The sequence below is a fragment of the Sphaerotilus mobilis genome (assembly GCF_004216565.1).
In the GTDB taxonomy this organism is placed as follows: Bacteria; Pseudomonadota; Gammaproteobacteria; order Burkholderiales; family Burkholderiaceae_C; genus Sphaerotilus; species Sphaerotilus mobilis.
Genome location: NZ_SGWV01000007.1, coordinates 758,985 through 777,954 on the forward strand (window position 1 = coordinate 758,985; position 18,970 = coordinate 777,954).

The 18,970-nt window shown below is 70.3% G+C and carries 16 protein-coding genes and 2 riboswitches; of the genes, 9 read left to right on the forward strand and 7 right to left on the reverse strand.

What is annotated here, in order from left to right; genetic code table 11:
• Positions 1-85: 85 nt before the first annotated feature.
• Both EV685_RS20550 and tgt read left to right on the forward strand, forming a co-directional pair.
• Positions 86-370, forward strand: a complete 285-nt coding sequence (locus EV685_RS20550; RefSeq protein WP_165396702.1) for a YjiS-like domain-containing protein — start codon at positions 86-88, stop codon at positions 368-370.
• Positions 371-398: 28 nt separating this feature from the next.
• Positions 399-1,571, forward strand: a complete 1,173-nt coding sequence (gene tgt, locus EV685_RS03685; RefSeq protein ID WP_130480594.1) for a tRNA guanosine(34) transglycosylase Tgt — start codon at positions 399-401, stop codon at positions 1,569-1,571.
• Positions 1,572-1,575: 4 nt separating this feature from the next.
• Here tgt and EV685_RS21155 read toward each other — a convergent pair whose 3' ends face one another.
• Both EV685_RS21155 and EV685_RS03695 read right to left on the reverse strand, forming a co-directional pair.
• Entirely contained in the window at positions 1,576-3,177 is a 1,602-nt protein-coding gene (locus tag EV685_RS21155; protein ID WP_275938338.1) for a methyl-accepting chemotaxis protein, read from the reverse strand.
• Between the two features lie 67 nt (positions 3,178-3,244).
• Entirely contained in the window at positions 3,245-3,736 is a 492-nt protein-coding gene (locus EV685_RS03695) for a Cache 3/Cache 2 fusion domain-containing protein (RefSeq protein WP_130480595.1), read from the reverse strand.
• 334 nt (positions 3,737-4,070) lie between these two features.
• On the opposite strand from EV685_RS03695, the gene EV685_RS03700 reads away from it, so the two are divergent.
• The 7 genes from EV685_RS03700 to ypfH all read left to right on the forward strand — a co-directional run bounded on the left by EV685_RS03700 (position 4,071) and on the right by ypfH (position 13,178).
• Positions 4,071-4,712 carry an SGNH/GDSL hydrolase family protein gene (locus EV685_RS03700; RefSeq protein WP_130480596.1) on the forward strand — a complete coding sequence of 214 codons (642 nt, stop codon included), beginning with the start codon at positions 4,071-4,073 and terminating at the stop codon, positions 4,710-4,712.
• A gap of 110 nt (positions 4,713-4,822) precedes the next feature.
• Positions 4,823-5,872, forward strand: coding sequence for a recombination-associated protein RdgC (locus EV685_RS03705; RefSeq protein ID WP_130480597.1), 1,050 nt, complete (start codon positions 4,823-4,825; stop codon positions 5,870-5,872).
• A gap of 41 nt (positions 5,873-5,913) precedes the next feature.
• Positions 5,914-6,067, forward strand: a riboswitch (glycine riboswitch).
• A gap of 10 nt (positions 6,068-6,077) precedes the next feature.
• Positions 6,078-6,204, forward strand: a riboswitch (glycine riboswitch).
• 62 nt (positions 6,205-6,266) lie between these two features.
• Positions 6,267-7,415, forward strand: coding sequence for a glycine cleavage system aminomethyltransferase GcvT (gene gcvT / locus EV685_RS03710; protein WP_130480598.1), 1,149 nt, complete (start codon positions 6,267-6,269; stop codon positions 7,413-7,415).
• Between the two features lie 101 nt (positions 7,416-7,516).
• Complete coding sequence (gcvH, locus tag EV685_RS03715; RefSeq protein WP_130480599.1) at positions 7,517-7,891, forward strand: glycine cleavage system protein GcvH; 375 nt, start codon at positions 7,517-7,519, stop codon at positions 7,889-7,891.
• A gap of 79 nt (positions 7,892-7,970) precedes the next feature.
• The gene (gene gcvP / locus EV685_RS03720) at positions 7,971-10,910 is read left to right on the forward strand and encodes an aminomethyl-transferring glycine dehydrogenase (RefSeq protein WP_130480600.1); all 2,940 of its coding nucleotides are present in this window, start codon (positions 7,971-7,973) and stop codon (positions 10,908-10,910) included.
• A gap of 362 nt (positions 10,911-11,272) precedes the next feature.
• A complete protein-coding gene (locus EV685_RS03725) occupies positions 11,273-12,346 on the forward strand; it encodes a threonine aldolase family protein (protein ID WP_130480601.1) in 1,074 nt (357 codons plus the stop codon).
• Positions 12,347-12,446: 100 nt separating this feature from the next.
• Positions 12,447-13,178: an esterase gene (gene ypfH, locus EV685_RS03730; protein ID WP_130480602.1), complete on the forward strand. Its 732-nt coding sequence runs from the start codon at positions 12,447-12,449 to the stop codon at positions 13,176-13,178.
• Between the two features lie 18 nt (positions 13,179-13,196).
• Here ypfH and EV685_RS03735 read toward each other — a convergent pair whose 3' ends face one another.
• Genes EV685_RS03735 through EV685_RS03755 form a run of 5 tightly spaced genes read right to left on the reverse strand, consistent with a single transcriptional unit; the run spans position 13,197 to position 18,904 of the window.
• Positions 13,197-14,474 (reverse strand): MFS transporter, encoded by a 1,278-nt coding sequence (locus EV685_RS03735; protein ID WP_242615404.1) that lies wholly within the window; start codon positions 14,472-14,474, stop codon positions 13,197-13,199.
• Positions 14,475-14,522: 48 nt separating this feature from the next.
• A complete protein-coding gene (locus tag EV685_RS03740; protein ID WP_130480603.1) occupies positions 14,523-16,040 on the reverse strand; it encodes an FAD-binding domain-containing protein in 1,518 nt (505 codons plus the stop codon).
• Positions 16,033-17,586, reverse strand: coding sequence for a cryptochrome/photolyase family protein (locus EV685_RS03745; RefSeq protein ID WP_130480604.1), 1,554 nt, complete (start codon positions 17,584-17,586; stop codon positions 16,033-16,035). The genes EV685_RS03740 and EV685_RS03745 overlap by 8 nt, the downstream gene beginning before the upstream one ends.
• Before the next feature lie 2 nt (positions 17,587-17,588).
• The gene (locus tag EV685_RS03750) at positions 17,589-17,756 is read right to left on the reverse strand and encodes a DUF2256 domain-containing protein (RefSeq protein WP_130480605.1); all 168 of its coding nucleotides are present in this window, start codon (positions 17,754-17,756) and stop codon (positions 17,589-17,591) included.
• Positions 17,753-18,904 carry an NAD(P)/FAD-dependent oxidoreductase gene (locus tag EV685_RS03755; protein ID WP_165396703.1) on the reverse strand — a complete coding sequence of 384 codons (1,152 nt, stop codon included), beginning with the start codon at positions 18,902-18,904 and terminating at the stop codon, positions 17,753-17,755. The genes EV685_RS03750 and EV685_RS03755 overlap by 4 nt, the downstream gene beginning before the upstream one ends.
• Positions 18,905-18,970: the final 66 nt, after the last annotated feature.

Sequence of the window (18,970 nt, forward strand, 5' to 3'; positions counted from 1 at the left end):
GATCATTCAACTTCTCCGCAGACCCGTGCACCCCCACCATCGAGGCTCCCGACACCAGACGACACGACCACCACCGGAGCCCACGATGACCCCCGCCACCGCCGCCACCTTTGCACTGGGCCTGTCCACGCTGCCTGTTGCCCTGCCCAGTGAAGACAGCCAGCGCCAGTTCCGCCGCGCCGCCCGTCACCTGCAGGCCGCCGGCCTGGCGCTGTTCGCGGCACTGCGCAGCGTGCGCGCGGAGGCCGCGCGCCGCCGGGCCGACCGGGCCGTGCTGCTGGCGATGGATGCGCACGAGCTGCGGGACCTCGGCATCGGCCGGGGCGAGATCGAGGTCTGGACGGCGACGCGCCCGAGCCGTCGTTCCTGAAGCCGGGCGGGCTGAGACAATCCCGCCCATGCTGAACTTCGAACTCCTGGGCACCGAAGGCCACGCCCGACGCGGCCGTCTCACGCTCAACCACGGCGTCGTCGAGACGCCGATCTTCATGCCCGTGGGCACCTACGGCACCGTCAAGGGCGTGATGCCACGCGACCTGGAAGCCATGGGCGCCCAGATCATCCTGGGCAACACCTTCCACCTGTGGATGCGCCCCGGCCTGGACGTCATGGCCCAGTTCGGCGGCCTGCACCGCTTCGAGACCTGGGAGCGGCCCATCCTGACCGACTCCGGCGGCTTCCAGGTCTGGTCGCTGGGCGACATGCGCAAGATCAGCGAGGAAGGCGTGCGCTTCGCCTCGCCGGTCAACGGCGACAAGCTCTTCCTCACGCCCGAGGTGAGCATGCAGATCCAGACGGTGCTCAACAGCGACATCGTCATGCAGTTCGACGAGTGCACGCCCTACTGGCAGGGCGCCAAGGGCGTCGGTCACATCACGACCGAGAAGGAAGCGCGCGAGTCGATGGAACTGAGCCTGCGCTGGGCCGGCCGCTCACAGGCCGAGTTCGCCCGGCTGGCCAACCCGAACGCGCTGTTCGGCATCGTGCAGGGCGGCATGTTCGAGAGCCTGCGCGAGGCCTCGCTGGCCGCGCTGGTCGACCTTGACCTGCCCGGCTACGCCATCGGCGGGGTCAGCGTCGGCGAGCCCAAGGACGAGATGCTGCGCATCATGGGCCACACGCCACACCGCCTGCCGGCCCACAAGCCGCGCTACCTGATGGGCGTGGGCACGCCCGAAGACCTGGTCGACGGCGTGGCCTGCGGGGTCGACATGTTCGACTGCGTCATGCCCACCCGCAACGCCCGCAACGGCCACCTCTTCACCCGCTACGGCGACCTGAAGATCCGCAACGCCCGCCACAAGACCGACGAGCGCCCGATCGACGAGACCTGCGCCTGCCACGCCTGCGCCGGCAGCACCGACGCCTCAGGCAAGACCACCGGCGGCTTCAGCCGCGCCTACCTGCACCACCTCGACCGTTGCGGCGAGATGCTGGGTCCGATGCTCGCCAGCATCCACAACCTGCACTACTACCTGAACCTGATGCGCGAGGTCCGCGCGGCCCTCGACGAGGGCCGCTTCGAGGCCTTCCGGGCGCAGTTCAAGGCCGATCGGGCGCGCGGCGTCTGAGCCGTCAGCGGCCCGCCACGGACATCGCCTCGGACGCCGCATCGGTGCGGAAGACCGCGACCGCATCGAGCAACTGGCCGACCTGCTGACGCATGCTCTCCGCAGCGGCGGCGGTCTGCTCGACCAGCGCGGCGTTCTGTTGCGTGGCCTGGTCCATCTGCTGGATGGCCGCGCCGACCTGGGCGACGCTGTCGCTTTGTTCGGTGCTGGCCGAGCTGATCTCCGCCACGATGTCGCTGACCCGCCGGATCGCGTCGACGATCTCCGTCATGGTCCGGCCGGCCTGATCGACCAGGGAGGTGCCGTGCTCGACGCGCTCGACGCTGGCATGAATCAGGGACTTGATCTCGCGGGCGGCGCCGGCACTGCGCTGGGCCAGGTTGCGGACCTCCGAGGCGACCACCGCAAAGCCCCGGCCCTGTTCGCCGGCCCGGGCTGCCTCGACCGCTGCGTTGAGCGCCAGGATGTTGGTCTGGAAGGCGATGCCGTCGATCACCGAGATGATGTCGGCGATCTTCTTGCTGCTCTGGTTGATGTCCTGCATGGTGTCGACCACCCGCGCGACCACGTCGCCGCCCTGCGTGGCGACGGCGCTAGCACCCAGGGCCAGCTGGTTGGCCTGACGCGCGTTGTCCGCATTGGCCCGAACGGTGGCGCCGAGCATGTCCATCGTCGCCGCCGTTTCTTGCAGCGCACTGGCTTGTTGTTCGGTCCGCTCTGACAAGTCCTGGTTGCCCTGCGCGATCTGGGCGCTGGCGGTGGCCACGCTCTCGGAACCCTGGCGCACGTCAGACACGGCATGGACCAGCGAGGCCTGCATGTCCCGCAAGCGACGCATCAGGCTGTGCTCATCCCCGGCGCGCACCGGCACCGGCGTGCGCAGGTCGCCAGCGGCCACGGCCGTGGCCACGTTGACCGCCAAGGCAGGTTCGCCGCCGAGTTGTCCGAGCACATGCCGGCTCAATCCCCAAGCCAGCCCGATGCCCAGCAGCAGCGCGACGCCGATCAGGCCGAACAGGACCTGACGCGATCGCGCCATCACCGCGGTCGCCGCCACGCTGGCCTGCTCGCCGCTGCTGAAGTTGAAGTCGGTCAAGGCAGCGAGAGCGCCCATGGATTCGTCGAAGGCCATGCTCGACGCACCGTCGCTGATGTCGGCGGCATCCTGCTGCTGGCCGGCGCGGCCGAGTTCGACCACCTTGCCCTGGAACTTGCGGTAGTCGTTCCAGGCCTTCTCCAGCGCGTCGAGGCTGGCGACGTCCTCGTCGGAGGCGATCAGGCCCCGATAGCCAGCGAGGTGCGTCTGGACGGACTTGCCGGCCTCCGCCATCTTTTCCTCGTACTCGGCGTGGTAGCTGCGATCGTCGGTGCGGCTGTGCTTGAGCTCAAGCTCGCGGACATCGACCAACGCGGCGCGCGCACCGCTGAGATGCCCGACGCCGGACAGCCAGCGGCCCGACAGCCGGCTGGAGGCCGCTTCGAGCTGGTCGAGGCTGGACACCGCGATCACGCCGACGAGCAGCATCAGCGCCAAGACGGCGGCAAACGCGGCTTGCAATTGACGTCCGAGCGGCAACTGGCCAAACAGCCGCCTGACCGGATTCATGTGACTCAAGATGGGAACTCCAGGCTGGGTGGGAACAGACATGCATGCGCGACGCGCTGGCCTGTCCTTACTTCTTGTGGCCGATGTAGGTCACGCCGATGATCTTTCCGCCCGCGTCCTTGATCGGGTTGTAGCAAGCGTCGAAGGCCGTTCCCAGCACATCGATCGGACCGCAGTACTGGGTGCCCTTGATGACTGCGGCGTAGGCCTGATTGCGGGCCAGCAGGGTGCCGATGCCGCGCTTGCCTTCGGGCGTCAGGACGTTGGTGCTGACACGCACGAACTCCTCGCCGTCCTTCACGAACACCGTCGCCGTGGCGTTGTGCGCCTTGCGGATGCTGTCCACCACGTCATAGTTGTTGTTGATCTTGCGCTCACCGAAGTAGATCGCCGGCACGGTCTTGCCGGCCACGTCGACGCTGCCTTCGAGGCGCGGGGCCCCGATCTTGGCCAGTCGGGCATCGAGGTCGGCGATGGTGGCCTTCGGGTCATTGGCCAGGGCGGCGCTGTGCGCGGCGACCGCCAGAATGGCGATCGCGATGGAGGTGGTGGGCTTCATGGTCAGGTTTCCTGGGCTGGTGGATCTCGAAGATGTCCCCGTCACGCGTGGTCCGGCCGGCGATGGCGGCCGATGAAGACAGGCGACAAGGCGGCAGACGACAAAGCGGCAGACAACACGAGGCGTCAGTATTGGCAAGCGGCCGGTCTCCCGATCCGGGGATCAAGGCGTGATCAAGGCCCCAGTTGTCTAGGTCAGCAACCGGTGTGCGGACGTCACGGGCAGGCCAGCCCAACTTGACCGTCGATTGGCGGCTCACCCAGAATCGCCCACCTTTCCGGGGTCCCGGCCACCCTGCAAATGTGTCCACCAGCCCCGGGAACAGGACCCGACGATGAAGACCCTGCTCTGCTACGGCGACTCCAACACCTGGGGCAGCGACCCGGTCACCGGCGCGCGGCTGCCGCTGGGGCAGCGCTGGACCGGTCGCCTGGCGACGGCGCTGTCGCCCACGATCCGGGTGATCGAGGAGGGCCTGCCCGGCCGCACCACAGTGCTGGAGGACCCGATCGAGGGCATCACGGTGTCGATGTCGGGCGCCGCCTACCTGCGGCCCTGCCTGGCCTCGCACCGACCGATCGACGCGGTGCTGCTGATGCTGGGCACCAACGACCTGAAGGCGCGCTTCCGGCTGTCGCCCTTCGAGATCGCCCAGGGCATGGCGCAGCTGGTGCGCATGATCCAGGGCAGCGCCTCGGGCCCGGACGGTCGCGCGCCGGCCATCGTGCTGGTGTCGCCCACGCCCATCCTCGAAGTCGGTGGCCTGGGCGAGCTGTTTGCCGGCGGTGCAGAGAAGTCGCACCGGCTGGCCGGGCATGTCGCCCATGTCGCCCATGCGCATGGTTGCACCTACCTGAACGGTGCCGCGCTGTGGGCGGTCAACCCGGTCGACGGCATCCACTTCGATGCCGATGCCCATGCCGCCTTCGCCAGCGGCATCGAGCCGGTGCTGCGCGGACTGCCGGCGCTGCGCTGAGTCGCTCACCCGGTCCCGATGCATGACCGCCGCGTGCGCTCGGCGCACAGTGGCGCTGTCGTTCCCGACGTACCCTGACCTTTATCCACGTTTCCCGACCCTCCCTGCCGATGTTCAAGAACCTGCTGATCTACCGCCTGGCCGAGACCTGGCAACCTGACCTCGATGCGCTGGTGGAGGCCGCCGACGCCGCCACCTTCATCCCCTGCGGCGCGACGCAGCCGATCTCGGCAGGCTGGGTGGCCCCGCGTGGCCGGGCCCATGGCTCGCTGGTGGAGTCCATCGGCGGCCACTGGCTGCTGCGCCTGATGGTCGAGCAGAAGGTGCTGCCGGGCTCGGTGGTCAAGCGCCGCATCGACGAGATGGCCGAGCGCATCGAGGCCGACACCGGCCGCAAGCCCGGCAAGAAGCAGCGCAAGGACATGAAGGACCAGGCCCAGCTGGAGCTGCTGCCGCAGGCCTTCACCAAGCAGCTGGGCCTGCCGGTCTGGATCGCACCGCAGGAGGGCCTGCTGATGATCGACGCGGCCAGCACGGCCCGCGCCGACGAGGTCATCACCTTGCTGACCAAGGGGCTGGCGGGCTTCTCGATCGAGCCCATCCACACCGCGCTGGCACCGGCCACCGCGATGGCCGGCTGGCTGCTGGCCGGCGCCACCCGACCGGGCGAAGGCGAGATGCCGGAGGCCGCGATCGAGCCGCCGGCGGTCTTCACGATCGACCGTGACTGCGAGCTGAAGGCGCCGGACGTGTCCAAGTCGGTGGTGCGCTATGCCCGCCACCCGCTCGACACCGAGGAGGTCCGCAGCCACATCGAACAGGGCAAGCGCCCGACCCGCCTGGCGCTGACCTGGAACGGCCGCGTGTCCTTTGTGCTGACCGAGCAGATGGTGCTCAAGAAGATCGAGTTCCTCGACGGCGTGCAGGAAAACACCCCGAGCGCCGGCCGCGATGGCGACGACGGCTTCGACGCCGATGCGGCCATTGCCACCGGCGAGCTGATCCGGCTGATCCCGGACCTCTTGGACGCGCTCGGCGGCGAGCAGAAGCCGGGGCTGTTCGAGGCAAGCGCCACAGCCACGCCGACGACCATGCCGATGACCACGCCAGCAGCCCCTGCGAAGACCTCGGTCAGCGCCGACGCACCACCCTGGGAGTGACCCCGACATGACCGGCCCACGGTCGGGACGCTCGGCTACACTGGCCGTCGCCAGGAGAGAGCCACTGGGCTGCAGGTCCGATCAACACGGCGTTTTTCGCCGATCGACCTGACCGCAAACAGGGCCGCCGAAGGCGCAGAGACCGGCCGAGCAAGCCGGCCTCGAACGCTCAGGCAAAAGGACTGGCACACGTCTGCGCAACAGACGTCACCTCACTGGAGAGAGACCGTCGCGGCCCCGGCCGGCAGGCGGTCCACCGAAGGGGCAAGCGGCCTGGGCGGCACAACCGCCGGGCCGTCAATCTCTCAGGTAAAGCGGACAGCGAGGGCAAGCCCGACGACCGACGGTCGCCGGGCCCCGGATGGCGCCCCATCCATCGCCCTCGGAGCCCAAGATGTCCGCTGACACCGCCGCCCACACCGCTGTCCACACGTCTGCCCTGCTGCAGACCCCGCTGCACGACCTTCACCTCGAACTCGGCGCCCGCATGGTGCCGTTTGCCGGCTATGCGATGCCGGTCAACTACCCCGCCGGCATCCTGGCCGAGCACCGCCAGTGCCGCGAATCGGCCGCGCTGTTCGATGTCTCGCACATGGGTCAGCTGCGCCTGGTCGGCGAGGACGCCGCCCGTGCCCTCGAGAGCCTGGTGCCGGTCGATGTGGTCGACCTCGGCATCGGCCGCCAGCGCTACGCCTACTTCACCAACCCGACCGGTGGCCTGCTCGACGACCTGATGGTCACGCGCCGTGCCGACGACCTGTTCCTGGTGGTCAACGCCGGCTGCAAGGACGCCGACACGCGCCACCTGCTGACCCACATCGGCCACCGCTGCCAGGTCATCCCGATGCCCGAGCGCGCGCTGCTGGCGCTGCAGGGCCCGAAGGCGGTTCAGGCACTGGCGCGCATCAATGCCGGCGTGGCAGCGCTGACCTTCATGAGCGGTGGCCACTACGCGCTGGCCGGTGCCGACTGCTACGTCACCCGTTCGGGCTACACCGGCGAGGACGGCTTCGAGATCTCGGTGCCCGCCACCCATGCCGTCGCCCTGGCCCGCACGCTGCTGGCACAAGAGGAGGTCCAGCCTGGCGGCCTGGGCGCGCGCGACACCCTGCGGCTCGAAGCCGGTCTGTGCCTGTATGGCCATGACATCCACGCCGCCACCTCGCCGATCGAGGCCGGCCTGGGCTGGGCGATCCAGAAGGTGCGACGCCCCGGCGGCGCGCGGGCCGGCGGCTACCCCGGCGCCTCGGTCATCGAGGGCCAGCTGACACAGGGCGCGACCCACAAGCGTGTCGGCCTGGTCGGCCTGGAACGGGTGCCGGTGCGTGAGGGCGCGACGCTGCACGACGCCCAAGGTCACAAGCTCGGCACCGTCACCAGCGGCACGACCGGGCCGAGCGTCAACCAGCCCATCGCCATGGCCTACGTGGCCAGCAACCATGCCGCGCCCGGCAGCACGCTGCTGGCCGAGGTGCGTGGCAAGCGCCTGCCGATGAAGGTCGTGCCACTGCCCTTCGCGCCGCACCGATACTTCCGGGGTTGAGCGACGCCCGGGCGGGCCGTCGCTCGGCTCGCCACCCGCGCGTCTTTGCCGCATCTCACCATCCACGCCTCATCAGGCAGCCGTTCTTCAGGAGCCCCTTCATGCCTCTCCAGTTCACTTCCGACCATGAATGGATCGACGCCGCCGACGCCAGCGCGGCCGTGGTCGGCATCACCGTGCACGCGCAGGACGCGCTCGGTGACGTGGTCTTCGTCGACCTGCCCGCCGTCGGCGCGACCTTCGCCAAGGGCGAGGTCGCCGGTGTCGTCGAGTCGGTCAAGGCCGCCGCCGACCTGTACGCGCCGGTCAGCGGCGAGGTCGTCGCCGTCAACGAGGCGCTGCGTGACGACCCGTCGCTGGCCAACAGCGACCCGCTGGCCTCAGGCTGGTTCTTCAAGGTCAAGCTGAGCAACCCGGCCGAACTCGCCGGCCTGCTCGACCAGACCGGCTACGACGAGTTGCTCAAGACGCTCTGAGCCCCGGCTCGCGTCGCCCCGCCCGGACCGCTGCGCCTCACGGCCGCGGTCCGGCCGTCTTCCTCACATCGCCGCCACCATGCCCGCCCAGCATCCCCGCACCGCCCCGGTCAGCCTGACCGCGCTCGAGAACGCCACCGAATTCACCGCCCGCCATATCGGCCCCGATGCCACCGACGAGCAGCACATGCTGTCGGTCATCGGCAGCGCCAGCCGGGCCGCCCTGATCGACGCCATCGTGCCCGCCGGCATCCGCCGCGCCGCCCCGATGGACCTGCCCCCTGCCGTCAGCGAGGCCGCTGCGCTGGCCGAGTTGAAGGCCCTGGCCGGCCGCAACCGCGTGCTGCGCAGCTTCATCGGACAGGGCTACCACGGCACCCACACGCCCGGCGTCATCCTGCGCAACATCCTCGAGAACCCAGCCTGGTACACCGCCTACACGCCCTATCAGGCCGAGATCAGCCAGGGTCGGCTGGAGGCGCTGGTCAACTTCCAGACCATGGTCTGCGACCTGACGGGCATGGCGATCGCCAACGCCTCGATGCTCGACGAGGCCACCGCCGCCGCCGAAGCCATGACGCTGGCGCGCCGCAGCGCCAAGGCCAAGGGCAACACCTTCGTCGTCGCCGGTGACTGCCACCCGCAGACCATCGAGGTGATCCAGACCCGCGCCCGGCCGCTGGGCCTGGTCGTCAAGCTGGCCAACTCGGCCGCCGAGTGGGACGCTGCACTGGCCGGCGACGACTACTTCGCCGTGCTGGGCCAGTACCCCAGCACCAGCGGTCGCATCGACGACCTGCGCGCCGATGTCGAACAGGTGCATGCCCGCTCGGCCGCCTTCATCGTCGCGGCCGACATCCTGGCGCTGACGCTGCTGGTGCCGCCGGGTGAATGGGGCGCCGACATCGTCGTCGGCAACACCCAGCGCCTGGGCATGCCGATGGGCGCGGGTGGCCCGCATGCTGCCTACATGGCCTGCCGCGATGAGTTCAAGCGCTCGATGCCGGGCCGGCTGGTCGGCGTCAGCATCGACAGCCACGGCGACCCGGCCTACCGGCTGGCGCTGCAGACGCGCGAGCAGCACATCCGGCGCGAGAAGGCGACCTCCAACATCTGCACCGCCCAGGTCCTGCCGGCCGTCGTGGCCAGCATGTATGCGGTCTATCACGGCCCGCTGGGCCTGACGCGCATCGCCACGCGCGTGGCCGCGCTGACCGCCATCCTGGCGCGCGGGCTGGAACAACTGGGTCACGCGCTGAGCCACCCGAGCGCCTTCGACACCCTGTGCCTGCACACCGGGGCGCGGACCGCCGAGTTCGCCGCCAAGGCCGTCGCGGCCGGCGCCAATCTGCGCACCTATTGGGGCGACTACCTGTGCATCGCGCTGGACGAGACCACCACGCGCGACGACCTCGCGCTGCTGTGGGGCGTGTTCGCCGCACCGGGCCAGACGCTGCCCAGCGTCGACGCGATCGAGCGTGAAGGCATCGAGCTTCGCATCCCCGCCGCCTTGCGCCGCAGCAGCGCCTTCCTGACTCACCCGGTCTTCAACACCCACCACAGCGAGACCGAGATGCTGCGCTACATCCGCAGCCTGTCGGACAAGGACCTCGCGCTCGACCGCAGCATGATTCCGCTGGGCTCCTGCACGATGAAGCTCAACGCGACGGCCGAGATGATCCCGATCACCTGGCCCGAGTTCGCCAACATCCATCCCTACGCACCGGCCGACCAGCTGGCCGGCTATGCCCAGCTCGATGCGCAGCTGTGCGCCTGGCTGTCGCAAGCCACCGGCTATGCCGGCATCAGCTTGCAGCCCAATGCCGGCTCACAAGGCGAATACGCCGGCCTGCTGGTGATCCAGGCCTGGCACGCCAGCCGGGGCGACACCCACCGCGACATCTGCCTGATCCCCGAGTCGGCTCACGGCACCAACCCCGCGTCGGCCCAGATGGCCGGCATGCAGGTGGTCGTCACGAAGTGCGATGCAGAAGGCAACATCGACCTGGCCGACCTGCGCGCCAAGTGCGCCCAGCACCGCGAGCGCCTGGCCGCGATCATGATCACCTACCCGTCGACCTACGGCGTGTTCGACAGCCATGTTGGCGAGATCTGCGCGCTGGTGCATGAACACGGCGGGCGGGTCTATGTCGACGGCGCCAACATGAACGCGCTGGTGGGTGTGGCTGCGCCGGGCCAGTTCGGCGGCGACGTCAGCCACCTCAACCTGCACAAGACCTTCTGCATCCCGCACGGCGGCGGCGGCCCCGGCGTCGGCCCGGTCTGTGTGGTCGAGGACCTGGTGCCCTTCCTGCCCGCGCACCGCAGCGGTGGCCTGGCCGGCACCGAACACAACATTGGCGCCGTCAGCGCCGCACCGCTGGGCAACGCGGCGGTGCTGCCGATCAGCTGGATGTATGTGCGCATGATGGGCGCGGCCGGCCTGCAGGCCGCCACCGAGACGGCCATCCTGAGCGCCAACTACGTGGCCGCGCGGCTGGCCGATCACTACGACATCCACTTCAGCGGCAGCATCGCCGGCGTCAAGGGCGGCGGCGTGGCACACGAGTGCATCCTCGATCTGCGCCCGCTCAAGGACAGCAGCGGCGTCAGCGCCGAGGACGTCGCCAAGCGCCTGATCGACCACGGCTTCCACGCCCCGACGCTGAGCTTCCCGGTCGCTGGCACGCTGATGGTCGAGCCAACCGAGAGCGAGCCGCGCGCCGAGCTGGACCGTTTCTGCGACGCCATGATCGCCATCCGCGAGGAGATCCGGCAGGTCGAACGGGGCCTCTGGCCGCGCGAGGACAACCCGCTCAAGAACGCACCGCACACGGCGGCCAGCCTGCTGGTCGAGGACTGGCCCCACCCCTACAGCCGCGAGATCGCCGCCTACCCGACCGCCGGCCTGCGCCGCGCCAAGTACTGGTCCCCGGTCGGCCGCGTCGACAACGTGCACGGCGACCGCAACCTGTTCTGCAGCTGCGTGCCGGTGGCGGAATATGCGCTTGGGGGATAGAGCACATCCTTGGGCAAGATGACCCTGTGCCGACCGGCGCGTTCAAGAAGGTTGCTGGGGTCGTTGCCCATCGGCACCAGCCCGTCGGACACGGGGTGTCCGACCTACCGGTTTGCTCGACGGCAACTCGCGCGCCACGTGTTGTCGCACGACTAGCGCTCCATGCACAGCCACCCTCCGGCAACGCCTTCGGTAGGTCGGACACCCTGTGTCCGACGGGCTGGTGCCGATGGGCCTCCGGACCACCGCCGAGGCCCATACACCCCATGCGGCGGTGACGGACCAACCGGCACGTTCAACGCGTTTTCACCCATCCGGCACACGGCGAGCGCCGCTCCGACACGCACCGACGAAAGCCACCCATGACCCATCCCGCCACCCCGCCCCGCCAGCAGCAATTCGCCAGCGACAACTACGCCGGCATGTGCCCAAACGCAGCACGCTGGTTCCAGGAGGCCACCGCCAGCGGCCATGAGCCGGCCTATGGCGACGACGGCTGGACGCAGCGCGTGTCGGAGGCGCTGCGCGAGCTGTTCCAGACCGACTGCGACATCTACTTCGTCTTCAACGGCACGGCGGCCAACTCGCTGGCGCTGGCCTCGCTGTGCCAGAGTTACCACTCGGTGATCTGCACCTCGGTGGCGCACATCGAGACCGACGAATGCGGCGGGCCGGAGTTTTTCTCCAACGGATCCAAGCTGCTGGTGGCCGAGGCCGACAGCGCGGCCGGGCGGCTGGGCAAGCTCACGCCCGACGCGGTCGAGGCGATGGTGACCAAGCGCAGCGACATCCACTACCCCAAGCCCAAGGTCGTCAGCCTGACCCAGGCCACCGAGCTGGGCACGGTCTACACGGTCGAAGAGGTGCGTGCGATCGCGGCCATCGCCAAGCGCCGGCACCTCAAGGTCCACATGGACGGCGCACGATTTGCCAATGCGGTGGCGACGCTGGGCTGCCAGCCGAGCGACATCACCTGGCGGGCCGGTGTCGATGTGCTGTGCTTCGGTGGCACCAAGAACGGCCTGCCGGTCGGCGAGGCGGTGGTGTTCTTCGACCGGGCCCTGAGCGTGGACTTCGCCTGGCGCGTCAAGCAGGCCGGCCAGTTGGCCTCGAAGATGCGATTCATCTCCGCGCCCTGGCTGGGGCTGCTGGAGAACGACACCTGGCTGGCCAACGCGCGGCATGCCAACGCCATGGCGCAGCGCCTGCATGCGGCCATCCGCGACCTGGCCGGCGTGCAGGTGCTGCACGAGCCGCGGGCCAATGCGGTGTTTGCCCGGCTGCCGCCCCCGGCGGTCACGGCCTTGCGGGCCAAAGGTTGGCGCTTCTATGAGTTCATCGCCGGTGGCGGCTGCCGCTTCATGTGCGCCTGGGACACCACGCCGGAGTCGGTCGACGCCTTCGCCGCCGACATCGCGGCGGCCTTGCCGGGCTGAGCGCCACACCACACAGCGTTCAAGCCGGGGCAACGGTGCCAGACCGGACGGGGCTCAAAATCGGCCCCGTCCCGAACCTGCGCCCGAGGCGCCGAACGCCATGACCACTGACCTGCACACCGCCAACATCGAACTGCTGCCCGCTGCGGGCGCCCCGCGCCAGCTGATGCTGCTGCTGCACGGTGTCGGTGCCAACGCCGCCAATCTGCTGCCGCTGGGCCGCGTGCTGCGGGCCCACTTCCCGCAGGCGGCGGTGATCTCGCTGCAGGGCTACGAGCCCTTCGACGGCATGCCGCACGACGGCTCGGCACGGCAGTGGTTCTCGATCCGCGGTGATGTCGAGGCGCAACGGCCAGCGCGCGTCGCCGCCGTGCTGCCGCGTCTGGTCGCCGACATCCGCGCGCACCAGGAACGCCTGGGCGTCGGCGAGGCGGCCACCGCGCTGGTCGGTTTCTCGCAAGGCACCATCCTGTCGCTGGAGGCGGTCGCCGCCCGCGACGGCCTGGCCGGCCGCGTGCTGGCCTTCAGCGGCCGCTACGCCAGCCTGCCAGCCCAGGCACCGAAGCTGACCACCCTGCACTTCTTCCACGGCGGCGCCGACCCGGTCATCCCCGTGCGTCATGCCAAGGAGGCGATGCAGCACCTGGCCCAGCTCGAAGGCAGTGACGCCACGCTCGACATCGCCGAAGGCATCGGCCATGAGCTGGACGCGGCGCTGCTGGACTGCGCCCTGCACCGCCTGACCCACCACATCCCGATGCGGACCTGGCAGGCCGCGCTGGGCGGCGTCGCGGCAGCGGCCTCGCCGGGCGGGGATGACACGCTGCAGTGACCCGTCCGGTCGCCCCGCTCAGCGAACGGGCGGGGCCGCGCGCAGCGCCAGCAAGGCCGCCCAGGCACTCAGGCCAACGGCGGCGGTGACCCACAGCGCGTTGGCCTGCAGGTGGTCCAGCACCAGGCCGAACAGATAGGGCGCGAGCGCCTGGGCGATCCGGGCAGGCAACATCAGCCAGCCTTGCCGGGCACCGTAGTGGCCGCTGCCGAACAAGGCCAGTGGCAGGGTGCCCTTGGCGATCGTCAGCACGCCGTTGCCGGCGCCATGCAGCAGGCCGAACAGCGGCGCGAAGACCGGACCACCGACCATCAGCACGCCCACCCCGAGCGGGTGCATCGCCGCCGCCAGCCGGGCCGACAGCAGCGGGTGGACCCGGCGCAGCCAGCCGAACTCCAGCAGGCGTCCGGCCACCTGGGCCGGACCGATCAGGCTGCCCACCCACACGGCGCCGGCCGCCGTGGTGCCGGCGGCCTGCATCAGCCGGGGCAGATGCGAGGCCATGGCGGTCGAGATGAACCAGGTCGCCGAGAAGACAAAGGACAGGATCAGCATCGGCCACCAAGACGCTGCTGACGCCTCGGGCGATGGCGGCGGCTCACGGGTCTGGGTCTCGGTCTGGTTCTCGGTCTGGGTCTTGTCGAGCGCGGTGTCATCTGCTGACAGCACCGCTGGCAGCACCGCCGGCAACACCGCCGCCGGCTGCAGCGCGGGCACGACCTTCGGCAGCAGGGCGTTGAGGGGCAGGCCGATCAGCAGGTGCAACGCCGCCCAGGTGAAACAGGCCGAGCGCCAGCCGTGTTCGGCCGCCAGCCATGTCGACAGCGGCCAGCCGACGGTGCTGGCAAAGCCGGCGAACAAGGTGACGCCGGTGATGCTGGCGCGTGCCCCCTGGCCCTGCAGGCGCACCAGCGCCGCAAAGGCCGCGTCATAGAGCCCGCTGCCCATGCCCAGCCCAATCAGCAACCAGGCCGCGAACAGGCTGACCGGCCCCTGTGCCAGCCCGAGCGCCGCCAGACCCAGGGCGAACACGACGCTGGTGCCCATCAGCACCGGCCGGCCGCCAAGCCGGTCGATGGCAGCACCGGCCAGCGGCCCGACTGCGGCGGCCAGGATCAGCGCCAGGCTGAAGGCGGCGAACACCGTCGGCACGGAGGTTCCCAGCTCCTGCGCGATCGGCGTGGCGAGGATGGCGGGCAGGTAGTAGGTCGACGCCCAGGCCAGCGTCTGCGCCGTGCCCAGACTGACCACGGTCCGTGCCGGGACGGGCACGGTCATCGACGCGGGGAAGGTCATGCGGCCGAGGCTAGGTGAATCGCTCCGGGCCGACAAGTTGCCGCAGACCTAGAACAACTGCCCTTGACCGTCGGCTGCGGCGGGGCTGCGGCGTCGCCTCGGGGTCGGGTTGCCGCTGGGTGGCAGGCCGCTCTTGCGCGAGCCGTGTTGCTGCTGGATGGCGTCGGCCTCGACCCGCGCACCGGGGGTCTGACGCACGCCATACAAGCTGGCCTTGGCGGCGGCCAGCGCCGAGCGCTCGTCGACCAGCGGCGCTGGGTAGGCGGGGGTTCCGAGCTCAGGCACCCAGCGGCGCACGTACAGGCCGTGTGGATCGTGGTCACGCGCCTGCTTGGCGGGCGAGTAGACCCTCAATGTGTTGATGCCGGTGGTGCCCGACTGCATCTGCATCTGGCTCCAGTGGATGCCGGGCTCGAAGTCCAGGAACTGGCGGGCCAGGAACAGACCCGGCTCGCGCCAGTGCAGGCCCAGGTGGTAGGCCGCGAAGCTGACCAGCATCGCCCGCATCCGGAAGTTGAGCCAGCCGGTCGCACGCAGCTGGCGCATGCAGGCGTCGACCATGGGGTAGCCGGTGCGGCCCTCGCACCAGGCCTGCAGCCGCTCGGCGTCGACCGGGCCGGGGTGCACGCCGTCGCCGGGCCGCAGGCCGTCGATCGAGCGGGCGAGGTTGCGGAACTCCAGATCCGGCTGGTCTTCAAGCTTCTGCATGAAGTGGCAGTGCCAGCGCAGCCGGCTGGCAAAGCCGCGCAGGCCCCAGGCCAGCGCGCGGTCGGCCGTGCCGGCGATGCGCGCCTCGGTGGCCTGGTGCACGCAGCGCATCGAGACCGTGCCGAAGGCCAGGTGTTCGCTCAGGCGGCTGCAGCCCTCGGCGGCGGTCAAGGGGCTGGACAGCGCGCTGCGGTAGTCGCGGCCACGGCCGCCGAGAAAGTCCGCCAGCACGGCCCAGGCGGCCGGCTCGCCTGCGCTCGGCAGCGCAGCGACGGGTGTCGGCAGCCCCAGATCCCGCAAGGTCGGCAGGGGTCGGGCCTCCAGCGGCAACGCGCCCTGGAAGGCAACAGGCTGAGGCACCTCGGCCGCGTTCATCCGCGCGGTCCAGCGACCGGCCCAGCCCAGGCGCGAACGCAGGCGCCGGACCACGCCGGTCTGCGGCCATTCTTGCCAGCGCACGCCGACGTGGCGGCACCAGTCGGCCACGGCGAGGTCGCGTGTGTAGGTCCAGCCAGGGCCGGTTTCTTCATGGCTGAGCAGGTGCGTGACGCCGATGTCCTCTCGCAGCGACGACAGCGCCGCCAGCATGTCGCCCACGCAGACCCGCAGCGGCAGGCCCCGTGCGGCCAGGTCGTCGCGCAGGCGCGCCACGCAGGCCAGCAGGAAGGCGACATGGCGCGGGTCGCATTCGGGACTGGCCAGCCACGCCGGCTCGATCACCACCAGACCCAGCGCCCGGCCGATGCGCGCCGCCTCGGCCAGCGGGGCGTGGTCGCGCAGACGCAGGTCGCGCTTGAACCAGACGACCGCCGTGGGCGTGCCGGCACCCGAGCCCGTGCCCGCGCCCGGTTCAGCCATGCAGTGCCCCGACCTCGCCCCGACGGATCGCGTCGGCGCGCACGCGCACGGCCTGGCGGTCGGCGTCGTCCAGGCGAGCAAGGTTCTTCACCTGCAAGGCCATGCGCGGGTGGGCGGCCAGCCGGGCTTCGTGGCGCATCAGGAAGTCCCAGTAGAGCGTCGTGTAGGGACAGGCCCGCTCGCCGCTGCGCTGGGCCGGGTCGTAGCGACAGCCCTGGCAATGCGGCCCCATGCGTTCGAGGTAGCGGCCGGTGGCGACATAGGGCTTGCTGCCCATCAGGCCGCCGTCGGCGTACTGGCTCATGCCCAGCGTGTTGGGCAGTTCGACCCATTCGACCGCATCGACATAGACCGCCAGATACCAAGCATGGACCTGGCGCGGCTGCACGCCCAGCATCAACGCATACAGGCCGGTCACCATCAGGCGCTGGATGTGGTGGGCGTAGCCGTGCGCCAGCGTCTGCGTCAGCGCGTCGCGCAGGCAGGCCAGGTCGGTGGCGCCGGTCCAGAACCAGGCGGGCAGATCTTCTTGCGCGTCCAGCGCGTTGGCGTCGGCATAGCCCGGCATGCGGGTCCAGTAGATGCCGCGCACGTACTCGCGCCAGCCCAGGATCTGCCGGATGAAACCTTCGGCACTGGCCAGCGGCACATGGCCGGCGCGCCAAGCCGCCTCGGCTGCGGCCACCACTTCGCGCGGGTTCAGGAGCTTCAGGTTGAGCGCGGCCGACAGGTGCGAGTGGTAGAGCCACGGGTCGCCCGGCCACAGCGCATCTTGATAGCGGCCGAACAGCGGCAGGCGATCGGTGATGAAGGCTTGCAGCGCCAACAAGGCCTGGTCGCGGGTCACCGGCCAGGCGAAGCTGTCGAGCCGGCCCGGGTGGTCGGCAAAACGCCGGGCGACGAGGTCAAGCACCTCGCGGGTCACCGCATCGGGCTCGAAGGTCGACCGCGGCGGCAGAAAGCCGGGGCCGTCCGGGCCGAAGGCGGCGCGGTTGTCGGCGTCGTAGTTCCACTGGCCGCCTGCCGGCTCGTCGTCCTGCATCAGGACCTGGAAGCGCCGCCGCTGCTCGCGGTAGAAGTGCTCCATGCGCAAGGCCTTGCGCCCTCGGGCGTGGGCCGCGAAATCGCGCACGCTGGTGAAGAAGTGGCGGTCCTCGCGCACGTCCAGCGGCAAACCGGCCTCGGCCGCCACGGCCTGGATCGCCTGCAGCACCCGCCAGTCGCCCGGTGCGGTCATCACCAGTTCGGACGGCCGGATCCGGGCGAGGTCCTGCGCCAATTGAGCCGCCAGACTGCCCACATTGCCGGGCGCGTCGAGCCGGGTGTAGACCAGCGCCCGACCGGCGTCCTGCAGGGCGATCGCAAAGTGCCGCATCGCGGCCAGAAACACGGCGATGCGTGGCTGGCCGGACCAGACGTGGGTGGACTCCTCGGCGACCTCGGCCATCCAAACCGTGTCGACGGCCGGGTCGAAGCCATCGAAGGCTGCAGCTTCGAGGTCGAGCTGGTCGCCCAGCACGATGACCAGGCGGCGCGTGTCAGCCATGGTCAGCGCCCAAGGGCCTTTTGACGCCGGCAGGCGTCGGAGCAGTACTTCACCTCGTCCCAGTTCTTCGCCCAGCGGTGGCGCCAGCTCATGGCCCGACCGCAGGACATGCAGGGCTTGCTGGGCAAGGCGGCCTTGTTGCCCCGGAAGCCGCTGGCGCGTCCGCTCACGACAGGGCCTCGACCAGCGCTGTCTGCTGAACCTGGCACGGCGTCATCAGCGCATGGGCCAGCGCCCGGCCTGACAACCAGGCGGCTTCGACGCCGACGCTGTCCAGCCCTTCACCTCCCGCATCCCCCCCGGCGTCATCGGCCCGCGCCAGCATGGCGGTGCCAAGGAAATCGCCACAGACGCCCAAACCCTGCGCGCGGTCCCACCAGCAGGCCGGCGTCGCCCCGGCGACCGGCGGCAGGCCATAGCGCCAACGGTGCACCGTCGTGTGCAGCCAGTCGACCGGACGTCCCAAGGCGCTGGCGAGCGCGGCCTGCATCTGCGCGGCGACCCACTGCGGCGACTGTTCCAGATGCTGCAGGCTCCAGTCGGTGCGGGCATGCGCCACCCAGTGCGCCTGACCAGCCACCTGCGGGCGGCCGGGACGGGCGTCTTGCCGCAGCACCCAGGCCAGCGGACCGTCGACCGGCCGCGCCAGATCCCACTCCCCAGACCACGACGCACCGCCGCCAGATGCATCGATCGCTTGCGCGCCGAGCGCCTCCACGCCCATCAGGGTCCAGCAGGCCTGCATGGGGGTCCGCGCCGCCGTGCCCGCCCAGTCCGGCCGATGCGGCGCCAGCAAGGTCGCCGCCTGGGCCGGCGGCATGGCGATCAGCACGGCATCGAACAAGGCCCCGAGACGCTCACCGCCGACCTGCAACTGCCAGCCCTCGGGCGTGTGATGCAGCGCCTCGACCGCCGACTCCCAGGTGATCTCCGAGCCTTCGAGCAACTGGCGGCAGACGGCCGGCAGGTCCGGCACCGGCAGGTGGATCGGGCGGACGTCGTCCAGCGGCCGGCTGCCGTGGGCGAGCCGTGGCGACCAGCGGGTCAGCCAGCCGCCCGACACGCCCATGTCGACCCATGCGCCAAAAGCCCTGCTGCGCGCCGTGATGCCCAGTGCGCCATGGTCCAGCCGGGTGGTCCAGGCCCGGCCATCGAGGTCCTTCCACGTCATGCGGCGGGTGGCCATCCGGCCTCCCGGGCCGCGTGCCTTGTCGAACACCTGCACCGTGTGGCCGGCCATGGCCAAGGCGTGGGCACAGGTGGCACCGGCCATGCCGGCACCGATCACGGCCATGCTGCGCAGAGGTCTGGATGTCATGGTGCGCAGCATAGGTTTTTCATCGCCAAGTCGGCGTCAATCACAGGTCAGTCTGACAATTGAGTC